The following is an 11,588-nucleotide window of genomic DNA, read 5'->3' on the forward strand; positions in this document are numbered from 1 at the left end:
GCTTGGCATTGAATCGGGCTTCAAGTGCAATACGTTCACCTTCCAGACAATCAGAGTCGTCAAATTCCGGTTCTATATCGCCGTGGAGCATAGGAAGCACAACGTTATTGCCGACGGTGGAGACGGCCAGCTCTTCTAAAGACTTTTGATAGAACGGCAACAGGCTCATACCGTCTGGGTCGGCGTAGCATGGCGCACCTACCGTATAGCCATCAAGCGTGATTTCATCTCGACTACGTAAGAGCCACTGATCGCCACCATCTTCTTCGAGTGTTAATCGCCGTGCCAGAGGGCCTGAGAAATCGAGTGGATTGCCGAGGTGCAACGCAAGCAAGTCTCCTTCGCGAAAGCGTGATTCGTTTTCACCAAGGTGGGCGATGAGGGTGCGCTTATCGTCTGTACGTTCTAGGTGAGAGAATTCCTGTGACCAGCCTTTGAGGAGTTTTTCGGTCAAAGGCTGCTGCCAGACTTCATGGAGTTTTTCGTCGTTGGCCTCTTGCTCGTCGTTGACGAACTGGAAAAGGTCGTCTAGCAGGGGTTTGTAATTGCTCATGTGTTCATTAATCCAAAGTCAGTCGCCAAGTGAGTCGCTAGCTCTGGAAACAAAAGCTCAATAGTTTCATCGAACCCGCCATATCGCCTGTAAGTCAATTCTTGAGCTTCAATGGAGTGCTTCACTTGGTGAGCGTAGTCTTTCAGCCATTTCCGATTCTTATCGGACACCGTAGGTCGATACTCTTTGTATGCCCAAAGGTATAGAACGGCAAATGCGTGCTGTCCGACATTGGGATAACCGTTACGCAAACCAGATTCGATAACCTGATAAACAGATGTCACTTTATAGCCGATAGGTTTATTGCGGCAGATGGAGAGCAGCGCAGGAAGAACTGAGTGGTAGCCGAAAAAGGCTTCATTTCGCAAGTCTTCGTAGCCGCGATGCCAATTAATGTTGTCGTAAAGTCGATCAACAGCAGCCAGCATCTGAGGCTTAAATTCTTTTGCATAATCGCTTTCATAGTACTTAGCCGCTGCCGCAAGATAGTCTTGAATTCCGTTATCCCATTCCAAGCTCTGTTCTGTGCGCCACACTTCGAGACGTTCCGACTCTAGTCTTTTTAATTCAGCGTCGTAGTCAAAGAAGTATGGTCGATATGTGTCTTGGGGGTAGATGACATTTTCTAAGCCTATGACGCGGCTCATCCAGATGTCGTTGATTTTCTGATCTCTTAATTGTGGACGTTGGTGGTATCCAGTAAATGACAATGCCTGTCGCTCGACCGTATCTTTCATCGCATCTGAATCTAAAACGAAGAGATTGCGGCGGTTGAAGAAGGCTTCATCCATCACAGCGGCGCGATTCAATTCAAACTGACAGAACACCCATATGATGAAGATGCCTTCACGTCGATAGAACTCATCACGGGCAATTACCTCTGACAAAAACGTGTACGAAAGCTGAACCTCAAACACCAACGGAATATCGCCATACAAGCACTTCACATCTGGTCGTCGCCATTCGCCCTTAACGACTTCACTGAATGTTGTCGTCTCTTGACTGACCTGCGAAACAGCCGGATTTTTGCCTAACCAGTGCGCAATAAATTTCTTGATGCGCAGATGCTCTTTGCCTTCTTGCTGCCCGCGATAGATCAGCGCTTTAATTTGCTCTGGGGTAAGACGATGACCCTCGTACCAAGGGCAATCTTCTGACTTTCCATCATGTACAAACCAACGATTCTCTCCAGCCTGTCGGCGGGAAAGGTAAAGAGGCAGTTTGCAAATTGCGCATTGGTATCGGACAGCACTTGCATCACCTTTGCGTCGTGCAACTCTGGCTGCCATTGCTTCACGCCGAGCATTTGTGAAGTCACTTTGGGTCATTGCCAAAAGTGATTCAGCAGGCAACACTTCTCCAGTCTCGCTATCAATTGCAAGCTTGACGGTTTGCTGTGGTCGGTAATTTTCAGTCAATTTTGTAGTCGGCGGTACTCGCCTATTGTGTCTGGCGAGATTTAGTCAGAATTATTTTTGCAGTTTCTGATAGGCTGCTAAGAGTATTGCAATTTCAATTTCTGATCTTTGAAGCAGTGTAAATTCTGACAGTGTGAGCATCGTCGGCTATAGAAACGTCTAGCTTGACTTTGCTGCGACGCAGCAAAAATCATCAAAAATGCGTAAAAAAGCGGTATTTTTGAGAAAAGCCATCAAATTAATGACTATTTATACAGTTTTTGTTTTAAAATGACGACATGGTTATCAGTCAAAAGAAGCTGTGGTCGTTAGATTAGCCAGCTTTTGCCACTGATTTCAGCCGGATTGAGGCGGCATTTCAAGCCCTTAAAATCACCTGAATTCAGGCCTTTTTTGACCTCAAAATATCCTGGATTTCAGCCCGCGTAGCCTGAGCCCCTCGGGTTCAAAACGTGCCCATTTTCTTGTTTAACCTTGAGCCTCGCCAGTGATTCTGCCGAGGCTTTTTTTATTGCCGATTTCGCCTGCTGCTCCTGCCTTCGCTGTTGACGAAACGGTGAGTGGAGAAGCTCATGACCGACAACGTAAACCTTGCCTATTCCCAGAGCCAAGCAGCCTTCATATCCAGCAAGGCGATGGCACTGATTGAGCGAATGCGAAGATTGAATTTTCATGATGGCCATGACAGCATAGACATGCATGCTGCGAGGGCAGAAACGCCCTGTGCTACGAGCACTAACCTGCGCATGGTCGGTCAGTTGCTTAACTTCACTGAACTTGAAAAAGCGTGGCTGGAAACGGCCTACGGTTGGAGCCGATCTGGGTTGGCATTACCTGATGTGAAAGTCACTGATGAGGCAATGCGCTGGCACACCCTAGGCGGTGTGCTTGATCAACGATCAGCGCCAAATGGCAAGGCATGGATTGAGGCTGCACAAAGGTTGCGTGGTCTTGGTTTGCTGATGCCATGTCGCTATCGGCCTTATGGCGAGCGTTGGCTCAGTGATGACCTGATGTGCTACCCAGCGGTGATTGCAGTGCTAGAAAAACGTCATCTAAGTCATGCGCATTTCCTCAACGATTTGCTCCAACCACGGCTCGATGTTGAGGAGGCGGATTTACTGTTTGGTGGTGAACATGAGCCAATAGACCTTGCGCATGTTCCACCTGTGATCGAAGACAGCTATCGACGATACCGTACGAATACACCGCTGTGCGTGACACATCTAATGGCACTTATGCAGTGGTGGTGCGACTGGACGGTTTTTGATGTTCAAGACCTCCTATGGCTGGTTGGCCGTGTGCAACTACCCGAGATACGAGCAGCCATTCAAACCGCTTCACGCATCGCCTGCCAAGGGCAACGAGCGCTTACGGGCTTTGATTTACTCAAAGAGCTTTACGCAGTCGCTGCTTGATTGATAGACCGATCCGGCCACCCGTGGCCACGAACTGAATACCCCTAGACCGTGAAATGCCGGCGCGAAACCACGCATCGGATGGCAAATCACGCCTGTACCTAACACCAAAAACTGGAGAAGAAATGAATTCGACTACACCTAACCCCAATACCGTTCGCATCAACTATGCACCATCAAAACCACGACAAACCGTCGCGACCAACTGCATGCAGTTCCACCCCGGCCAAGTTCTGGCAACTCCCGGTGCATTGGCGCTGATGCAAGAACATGGCATTCAACCGCTGCAATTGTTGACACGATTCGTGCATGGCGATTGGGGTGATTGCCCCAGAGATGACATCGCGCTCAACGAACAAGCTCTGGCCGATGGAAGCCGATTGATGGGCGTGTACCGATTGGCCGAAAAGAGTGTATTGGAATCAATGTCTCGAAAAGAGCGAATGCGTTTACCAACAATCTGGCTTATAAGTGACGCGACCATTTCAGAAAAAGACGATCCGCGTGAACGCCATGTGACCACCTTCTTGTGCCCTTCGGAGTATTGATATGGCAAGCAAGAAGAAAAATAGCACCGTATCGTGGCGATGGCAACGCACACACCCAGCTTTGATCGTTGGCCACGTGCTGACGGCCAAAGCCAACAGAGTAGAGAACCAGCGCGTGCTCTATCGCCAAAGTGATCTCGATGGGGCGTGTGCGATCCACAGCTTGTGCAGCGTGCTCACGGCGATGAACCTCGCACGTGGTCAAGCGCTCACGCAAATGGCACATCGCAAGTACGGTTTGCCTGCTGACGTGTGGCGCGAGTTTGCCGATGTGTATCACACTGGCTGCATGGCCGATGACTTGGTGCAGCGCGTGAGCCGACTTGGACTGCCACTCAAACTCACTGCGCGCTTTGCAGGTGATTCTGATTTAGATCACTTCGCGGTACGTCACTTGTACCAAGGCCATGCCGCGATGTTGTCCTTCCGCTCGGTGCATACCGGCAAGACGCACCACTGGGCTAGCGCAGTCGGACTGGCTGGATGGCAGCAGGGACGAACATCAGCGGTGGACACCATCTTGCTTTTGGATGCCAGTGGAGAGGAGCCGAGCTTCCGTGAATTCAACGCTCGATTACGAGCACCGCAATCAGCGGCAACAAAGACACTGCTAACGAAGCCAGCCTCCAAGCCAATTCATTGGCACTATGACTCCCCCGAATGGCCAGCAGAGTCTGTGCGTTTGACAGGAGTGGTGGTTTTTAAGAGGAGCGATGAATGAATCAACGCTTGCAAAGCAGCTTCACATGCGCCGTCCATGAAAACCAAACGCGGATTGGCCGTCGCAGCTTCATGATTGCGGCAGCAGCCAGCATTGCTCAACCCATATCGACGATGACTGGTGAAGATTCTTCCGCCAACATAGTGTGGATGGCAATTAACCACCCCTGCCGTGTAGTGCCGGGACTTGAATCGCAACGCTTACCCGAATGGCTGTGTCGAGCATACTGCCAAGCGAATAAGCACTTTTGTCTTGAGCACCATGCAACGCGGTGAATGACAACAGTGCCACACATTTTGAAACAACGAAGGAAAACAGAATTATGAATACCGTATTCAGCCGTCGCCAGATGCTTGCAGCAACCGCGTGTTCACTGATCGCACCTACCGTTGCAAGCGCGAATGCAATACTCGAAGAAAAACCGCAGATCGTCCGGCAGATCGCCGAATGGAATGTGTACTCCATTCATCTCAAGTGTTGGTTTGAAGGCCTAGCTGCGGACGTTTCACAGGCCGTTGAAGATGCGCAGAGTATTTGGAGTGACCGCGTATTAGACACCAGCATGGATTTCACGGATTTGGAATCGTTGCTTTTCAAGAACTACAAGCAGCGAGGCCTACCAACGATGAGCGTTGGCTGTGCTACAAGCAGCAATCTGAAAGTGGCTGCGCACACGGCGTACATCCGTTCTGGAGGAAACAGTCTTCTTAACACTGGCAAGTATGAATATGGCGGCTGGGTGCTTGTAAGTGCGCCAGAGAGCATGTATGTCGAATCACGTAGCTGCATCCGTTCATGGGCTCTCCAGCACTTACCGTGTCACTCATACTTTGAGACTGAGGCTCTTGTTGACCACAATTTATCCGGCGGCAAATTGCGCGTGACGGTTGTTATGGCCGATAAACACTAGGCGCTTGATCGAGGGATAGTCTTCGCATTAGCAGCGTAGATTGAACTTGCCACTACTGCATTTGTTTTGCTAAAGCTCTGGTGGGCGAGGTACTTCATCAAGCAAGCGCTGCACCTTTTCACGTAGTTCGTCGTCTGCTCTGTGGTATCTGAATAGAAAGTCTGCCGTTTCGTCATCCGTGGCGTAGAAGAAAGCAACGGGTACGTTAAGCACTTTTGCTAGTTGCTTGGCTGTCAATAAATCGGGTAGGTGCACTCCTACCTCGTAGCGATTAATCCGAGTGCTGGCTACATCAATGTGAATTTTGGCTTTGATACCAAGCTGTTTTTGGCTCAAGCCTTTAGCCAAGCGTGCTTGTTTTAGGCGTTTTCCCCAGCGTTCGTTCTCGGTCACGGTCGCAACTCAAAAAATGGATGAGCTACGAGGTTCGTAGTTTTTGTATGATCTGCATACTACGTATTACGTAGCTATCTGAATGAACCGGGCGGCAAAGAAAAATTTCCGCTCATTTTCAAAACTGGAGGACTTTATGTCGAAGAGGTTAGTTACCGCGCTAGTGATCAGCGCAACCGCATTAGGTAGTGCCGCTTCTTTTTCACAGATCAAAACTGAACAGCCATGGGAGCTAGCTGCAAGACTGGAGAAGGCACGCAACAACATTGAGCCACAACCCATCACACCAGATATGTGTATTGATGGCATATGCGTGGAACAAGACCTAGGACTGATACCCAACAACCTAGCGTGGAAGCCACCAGAGCCGCCACTGGATACCCGACGTCTTTCTGGAGAGCAATTGAAAGCCTACGAAAGCGGTATGCGCCGTGGCCTTGAAACTTGCGCAGCAGAGAACAATGCCATCTGGGGTGCGAGAGCAGCTCAGTTGTGCGAGTACCTGATCCTAGGCAACGAAAAACCGCGTATCGAAGTCGTTGGCTTCTTCCGTGACAACAAACTGCCTGTCTGTGTGCCGGGTCAGTTGATCTTCAAGATGACGTTTACGACCGATCTTGGGGGTGTGCGCTTTGAAGTGCATTTCGGCAAAGACGGGCGACCGAAAGTGCGAGAAATCGTCAAAGAGTTTGTGATGGTCAATGCTGCGGACAGGGCGACGTTGCGCAAGCTGATCAACGAGAAGCATCCATATGCTTCAAATTCTTCAAGCCAAACTGCTACGCCGTGGGGTGGCTATGTCTGGTACGACGACCTATTCAAGAACCATGCACCTGACTATCGAATGAGTGGCCGCAGTTCGATCTTTGCTAATCCACGAGTCGGTCCTGATGCTGGTCAATGTGCAACCGCCAGCAAGAGCTTGAGCGTCAAGTGACCTCAATCAGTTTGAACAGTTATGTTGTGTGAAGGAAAATCTCATGAAAAATGCTATGAAACTCATAGCTATAGCTACCGCTATTGTGGTGGCAAGCTTTAACGCTGTTGCTCAAAATCCCACGCAAGACGGCGCAGCCGCTGCGCCGGATGCTTGGCTATTCGTCCGCGATGGTCAGCCGTGGTGGTACAAAACGACAGCAAGCCCGAAACCTGTTGATTTACGGCGACGTGAACCCAATACCGCAGAGCAGCCCTTAGTGGAACGGGTCAAGAATTTGATGGCTACGAGGCCTGCGCGTGCGTTTGCACTCGTCGATGGCGATGCGGTGGTGTATCAGCGGTTCAACGCGCCAGCTAGTGACGATGCTGTGATATTCGGCTTCTCAATGGGCAAGACGGTTACTGCGATGGCCGTTGGTCAGGCTGTGTGTGCCAACAAGATGAAAATGGAAACCCGTGCCAGCGAGTTGATACCGCAATTGAACGGCAAGGCGCTAGGCAATGCTACGGTGCGTGATCTGCTCAAAATGGCATCGGGCACGACCGAGGGCAATGCCGATACGTCGGTCTGGTCGCCAGAGCAAGCGCGAGCTTGGTCGCTAGGGAATTTGAATCTTGTGGACTTGGTGACGGATGAGCGTGTGGCAAAGGCCCAGCGAGGGGTCTTTTCCGAGTTTAAGCCGGGCGAGACTTTTGCATATAAGAGCACCGATCCGCACACGCTGGCGATCATGACGGCCAAGTCCACCGGAATGCCGTGGAGTCAGTGGGTTCAGCAGAGCGTGCTCAATCCGATGGGCATGGCTAAAGCTGGCCTGTACGTACAAGACCGTACGCAGAACGGATTGGCTGACAGTGGCATGCGGATGAGCATAGACGATTGGATACGGTTCGCCATCTGGGTCAAGCGCAGCAGTGCCGAGCAAGGCTGCTTTGGTGACTTCGTGCGTGATGCAATGAAGACGCAGATCAAAAATGGAAGTGGCCCCAACGACCGCCGATTTGGCAAAGCCTTTGGCGGTTATGGATATTTCATCTGGACGGAGAACAGTGCAGCGCCAAATACGGCATGGGCACTGGGCTGGGGCGGTCAACGCATCGGATGGAGCACAGATCCCGCAAACAGCCGCATGATCGTCACGTTTTCAAACGTCGAGAATTGGCAGCAGGAGGCCAGCGAATTGGCGCGAGACTGGATGCGGTTGAAGTAACTGATACGCCGATGAGAACAGTTTCTAGAAACTGGACTGATGGTGCGTTCAAAAAATGCGCCGAGTTCATGAATTGGTGCTGTTAGATTAAACTGAAAAAATCACCACTCTTACTCGCCTTGAACCATGGGACTTGTCAAACACGAAATGCATGTATCCGAAGCAAGGGGCTGGTATTCAGTAGAAAAGTTCGTCTGCCCACACTGTATTGAAAATTCATTCTTGCAGGCCTTGATCGAGAGGAATGTCGATCACAACTTCTGCGACTACTGTGATCGACAAGCAGAATCCAACATTGCTGCGCCAGTTGACGTCCTGCTAGAAAGTCTTGCAGACACATTGCTCTATCACTTTGCAGAGCCTGTTGATGCGGGTGTTTCTTATGAATCCCGTGAAGGTGGTTGGCAAGCTAACGTGGTGTCAACTGAGGATGCATTGCTAAAAATTGAATTCGGCTCGCCATCGGATGCATTATTTGACGATGTAGTTAAAGCAATTACGAGTGATTTGTGGGTGGAAGCTCCCGGTGGTCATTGGCTAGGTTTGCCCGTGCATAAGGAGTACTTGCATAGCTGGGAGGCATTTGAGTACACGGTCAAGCACGAGTCTCGGTATTTCTTTGGTACACCGCGAATAGCTAAAGATGATGCAGACATATTGATGGTTCTAAGCAAGCTTTGTGCAGCCCTTAACCTTGTTAAGTTCCTACCGTCTGGCATTACCTTTTATCGTGCGCGCCTGCGCGATTCTGATGCAAACTGGTCAATCGACCCAGCCAATATGGGCGCACCTCCAACAGAGAGTTGCAGCGCTGGGCGCATGAATCCTGCGGGCATCAGTTATCTCTACTTGGCAGACGAAGAGGAAACCGCTCTTGCAGAGGTTATATCAAAAGTGCCCACTGAATATGTTGTTGGTGTCTTTACAGCAACACGAAACTTAACTGTCTTGAATCTAGCGGATTTACCAGATGAGCCCTCAATTTTTGATTCTCAGAGACGCAAAGAAAGAGAGTTAATTTTGTTTTTGAAAGGTTTTGTGCAATCAATCAGTCAACCAGTCAGAAAAGATGGGCGAGAGCATATTGACTACGTACCCTCACAAGTCATTTCCGAGTACTTTCGACTGGTCTATGAAACACATCCAGAAAATGGGGGGCAACCTGCTGGTGCTCTAGATGGTATTCTTTACCCAAGTGTCGCGCGTCCCGGTAGCTATAACCTTGTGTTGTTTCCAATCAGATCAGCTTACACGAGCAACTTCGATCAAGTCACATTTACTGGAGCAAGTATCAGGCATGTGGTTGCCGATCTTTAGCAAGCGCAATAAATTTTCCAAAAATTGGTCGAGTGACATCAACGATTCTCGAAGCGCAATGAATTCATCGAGCTAGGCGTGTCTTTGCCCCTGTTTTTGTCTTTGATTTGCGCTTGGACTTAGCTGGCGGCAACGCTTGACCAGCGGCATCCCATGCCTCGGGCGGGAACAGTTTTTTGCGCCTTAGATCAGCGATAGCTTCCTGCCAATAGAGTTCGGGCTTCCACCACGCGGGATCACCAGAACCGTCAAGCCAGCGTTGAATCTCTCGCAAGTATTTATGACCGTCAAAAGCCGCGTAAACAGCATTGCGGCCACTGTCGCGGTAGATTGCGATGCACGCGGCACGCATGCTCGCCGGAATGTTGGGCGCACGTTCAGGATCAGCCAGATCAACAAAGTGGATTTTCTCAAAGCGATTGCCGATCTGTTCAAGCGCCCATAGCGGTACGCCACGCATCTTGCGACCACGTACTTCAACGCGCACACGCGATGGCGCATCCTTTGCACGTATCAACTGCCGCACTGCCTTTTCCAGCAGCGGCTTCTTGGCCAGCCGCCCAGCCAATGCGATGGCCTCTACAGCACGGTGAACCGCTTCGATGTTCTTGCTGTACACGCATGTAAAGTAATCACTATTCTGCATGCCAAAGTTATAGGTCTCAATTAAGCCTGTGATGTTGGTGCGTCTGGAGGTGACTGCACCAGAAATACTTCCAATGGTTTCATCAACATCCCAAGTACCGTCTGCGACGAGCAGCTTGCCGATGGCGGTGCGATGCTCGACTTTAGAAACAGTTACTAGACAATGATCAAGGTACAGGTGTTCAATGTCCGCTGCAGGATGCCAAACATTGATAAACGGCTGCGCCATAAGTTCGCGGTACTCGCACTTGCCGATGATACGGCGCATGAACTCGTGGAAGTACGCGATGTCTTCGGCAGTCATCCGCGCCGGATTCAAGTCGATGCGGATGTCGCCGCGTTGCCTGCTGGCTTGCAGCGCCTCAATCTGGATGAAAACCGCACGCTTGGAGTTACTGGGCAGAGGCAATGAAATGTTATGGCGGTAGCGTGGACTCTTAACGTACTGCCGCTCGCAAGCCTCCGTCTCAAGAGCCTCTGCAATCCGGCGAGCTGTCCGCCGCAACGCTTTCTCATGTTGGAAAACGTTCGTGCTTTTACCGTAGGGCAAGATGAACGCCAGTCGATCAGTGATGACTTGATACAGATACGGCGCATAACCGGGCTCACGGAGTAATGCGCCTGACAAATGCGATGGCAATTCATAGCGACGAATACGTTTGGTTTTGGTAATGGCCTTCGCGTTCGCGGTGGCCGGTACGCGCGCCTTGGTACTCGGCTTGGTGGGCAGACTCTCCGATGGAGTGCTATCTGGTAGGGCAAAGGTATCGCGGTAACGTGACATATGGTTCTCCAATGTTGAGGAAAGTTGATACGGGGAAAGAATCCGAGATGGTGAAAAATGATGTGCAGCAGAAAACATCAAGCTGCGTGCAGATGCCTTAACCAGAGCATCCCAGCATGCTGCTAGCGCAGCCCACAGATGCAAGAAAAGACAGAACGCACAAGATGATGTGTAGCTGCACCAGTTATTTACAGCAGTGCTAGAAACGCTCTGAGTGCTGTATGTGATGAAAAACCAGCATGCTAGTGGTGACGATGAAATACTGCTAGTGCTGTAAAGCAGTGATTGGCTGCAATCTGCATGCCCATAGATGATCAGAGATGTGCATGGCGTTTATGGCTGTTCACAGCGTAATGCTGCCAACCGAATTCATGCCTATCTGATGCATGCTGGTTGCAGCACTGTACTGCCTGAATACTTGTGTTGATGCTGTCGCTGATGACGATGATGATGACGATGATGATGATGATGACGGTGCTGATGATGGTCAACACACAGAAGTGCTGGTGCAAGCGTAGCTTGTAGATGCACAACATAGCGTTATGCTCCATCGTGCCGTCAACAACAAGCTGTGGAGTAGTGTTGAATGTAGTACTGGTCATTGCTGCTCATCGGTTCATTAACTTCTCATCCACCAGTACATGTACCGACTACACTCTATTAGAAGCACGCTGCGACACTTCACGTCATCAAATTAGAATCCGCACGAACCACACTCAGAGCACCTGTTT

The 11,588-nt window shown here is 50.3% G+C and carries 13 protein-coding genes; 8 read left to right on the plus strand and 5 right to left on the minus strand.

Annotated elements, in window-relative coordinates; genetic code table 11:
• Together KIH26_RS16635 and KIH26_RS16640 are read right to left on the minus strand one after the other, a co-directional pair.
• On the minus strand, nt 1–553 hold a 553-nt coding region (locus KIH26_RS16635), incomplete at its 3' end, for a hypothetical protein (protein ID WP_213446820.1).
• Nucleotides 550–1,971 carry a DUF6035 family protein gene (locus tag KIH26_RS16640; protein WP_213446821.1) on the minus strand — a complete coding sequence of 474 codons (1,422 nt, stop codon included), beginning with the start codon at nt 1,969–1,971 and terminating at the stop codon, nt 550–552. The genes KIH26_RS16640 and KIH26_RS16635, both read right to left, overlap by 4 nt.
• Nucleotides 1,972–2,543: 572 nt before the next feature.
• Here KIH26_RS16640 and KIH26_RS16645 point away from each other — a divergent pair.
• From KIH26_RS16645 to KIH26_RS16665, 5 genes are all read left to right on the plus strand, one after another.
• Nucleotides 2,544–3,389, plus strand: coding sequence for a hypothetical protein (locus KIH26_RS16645; RefSeq protein ID WP_213446822.1), 846 nt, complete (start codon nt 2,544–2,546; stop codon nt 3,387–3,389).
• 125 nt (nt 3,390–3,514) lie between these two features.
• A complete protein-coding gene (locus KIH26_RS16650) occupies nt 3,515–3,937 on the plus strand; it encodes a type I restriction endonuclease subunit M (protein WP_213446823.1) in 423 nt (140 codons plus the stop codon).
• 1 nt (nt 3,938) lies between these two features.
• Entirely contained in the window at nt 3,939–4,658 is a 720-nt protein-coding gene (locus KIH26_RS16655) for a hypothetical protein (protein ID WP_213446824.1), read from the plus strand.
• Complete coding sequence (locus KIH26_RS16660) at nt 4,655–4,933, plus strand: hypothetical protein (protein ID WP_213446825.1); 279 nt, start codon at nt 4,655–4,657, stop codon at nt 4,931–4,933. The genes KIH26_RS16655 and KIH26_RS16660 overlap by 4 nt, the downstream gene beginning before the upstream one ends.
• A 47-nt stretch (nt 4,934–4,980) precedes the next feature.
• Nucleotides 4,981–5,568 carry a hypothetical protein gene (locus KIH26_RS16665; RefSeq protein WP_213446826.1) on the plus strand — a complete coding sequence of 196 codons (588 nt, stop codon included), beginning with the start codon at nt 4,981–4,983 and terminating at the stop codon, nt 5,566–5,568.
• Between the two features lie 69 nt (nt 5,569–5,637).
• Here KIH26_RS16665 and KIH26_RS16670 read toward each other — a convergent pair whose 3' ends face one another.
• A complete protein-coding gene (locus KIH26_RS16670; RefSeq protein WP_213446827.1) occupies nt 5,638–5,961 on the minus strand; it encodes a helix-turn-helix domain-containing protein in 324 nt (107 codons plus the stop codon).
• A gap of 82 nt (nt 5,962–6,043) precedes the next feature.
• Between KIH26_RS16670 and KIH26_RS16675 the strand changes: the two genes are divergently transcribed.
• The 3 genes from KIH26_RS16675 to KIH26_RS16685 all read left to right on the plus strand — a co-directional run bounded on the left by KIH26_RS16675 (nt 6,044) and on the right by KIH26_RS16685 (nt 9,428).
• Nucleotides 6,044–6,898 carry a hypothetical protein gene (locus KIH26_RS16675; protein WP_213446828.1) on the plus strand — a complete coding sequence of 285 codons (855 nt, stop codon included), beginning with the start codon at nt 6,044–6,046 and terminating at the stop codon, nt 6,896–6,898.
• Between the two features lie 43 nt (nt 6,899–6,941).
• Nucleotides 6,942–8,111, plus strand: coding sequence for a serine hydrolase domain-containing protein (locus KIH26_RS16680; protein WP_249661598.1), 1,170 nt, complete (start codon nt 6,942–6,944; stop codon nt 8,109–8,111).
• A 126-nt stretch (nt 8,112–8,237) separates the two neighbouring features.
• Nucleotides 8,238–9,428 (plus strand): HEPN-associated N-terminal domain-containing protein, encoded by a 1,191-nt coding sequence (locus KIH26_RS16685; protein WP_213446829.1) that lies wholly within the window; start codon nt 8,238–8,240, stop codon nt 9,426–9,428.
• Nucleotides 9,429–9,492: 64 nt separating this feature from the next.
• On the opposite strand, the gene KIH26_RS16690 is transcribed toward KIH26_RS16685, so the two are convergent.
• The gene (locus tag KIH26_RS16690) at nt 9,493–10,857 is read right to left on the minus strand and encodes a hypothetical protein (RefSeq protein WP_213446830.1); all 1,365 of its coding nucleotides are present in this window, start codon (nt 10,855–10,857) and stop codon (nt 9,493–9,495) included.
• Nucleotides 10,858–11,171: 314 nt separating this feature from the next.
• Entirely contained in the window at nt 11,172–11,459 is a 288-nt protein-coding gene (locus tag KIH26_RS16695) for a hypothetical protein (RefSeq protein ID WP_213446831.1), read from the minus strand.
• Nucleotides 11,460–11,588: the final 129 nt, after the last annotated feature.

Origin of the sequence: Variovorax sp. PCZ-1 (genome assembly GCF_018413605.1) — a bacterium.
GTDB lineage: Bacteria > Pseudomonadota > Gammaproteobacteria > Burkholderiales > Burkholderiaceae_C > JANMDU01.

Bases quoted from the DNA above. Each gene is read 5' to 3' on its own strand.
- KIH26_RS16645 (WP_213446822.1), top strand. From the start codon at position 2,544: ATGACCGACAACGTAAACCTTGCCTATTCCCAGAGCCAAGCAGCCTTC.
- KIH26_RS16650 (WP_213446823.1), top strand. From the start codon at position 3,515: ATGAATTCGACTACACCTAACCCCAATACCGTTCGCATCAACTATGCA.
- KIH26_RS16655 (WP_213446824.1), top strand. From the start codon at position 3,939: ATGGCAAGCAAGAAGAAAAATAGCACCGTATCGTGGCGATGGCAACGC.
- KIH26_RS16660 (WP_213446825.1), top strand. From the start codon at position 4,655: ATGAATCAACGCTTGCAAAGCAGCTTCACATGCGCCGTCCATGAAAAC.
- KIH26_RS16665 (WP_213446826.1), top strand. From the start codon at position 4,981: ATGAATACCGTATTCAGCCGTCGCCAGATGCTTGCAGCAACCGCGTGT.
- KIH26_RS16675 (WP_213446828.1), top strand. From the start codon at position 6,044: ATGAACCGGGCGGCAAAGAAAAATTTCCGCTCATTTTCAAAACTGGAG.
- KIH26_RS16680 (WP_249661598.1), top strand. From the start codon at position 6,942: ATGAAAAATGCTATGAAACTCATAGCTATAGCTACCGCTATTGTGGTG.
- KIH26_RS16685 (WP_213446829.1), top strand. From the start codon at position 8,238: ATGGGACTTGTCAAACACGAAATGCATGTATCCGAAGCAAGGGGCTGG.
- KIH26_RS16690 (WP_213446830.1), bottom strand. From the start codon at position 10,857: ATGTCACGTTACCGCGATACCTTTGCCCTACCAGATAGCACTCCATCG.
- KIH26_RS16695 (WP_213446831.1), bottom strand. From the start codon at position 11,459: ATGACCAGTACTACATTCAACACTACTCCACAGCTTGTTGTTGACGGC.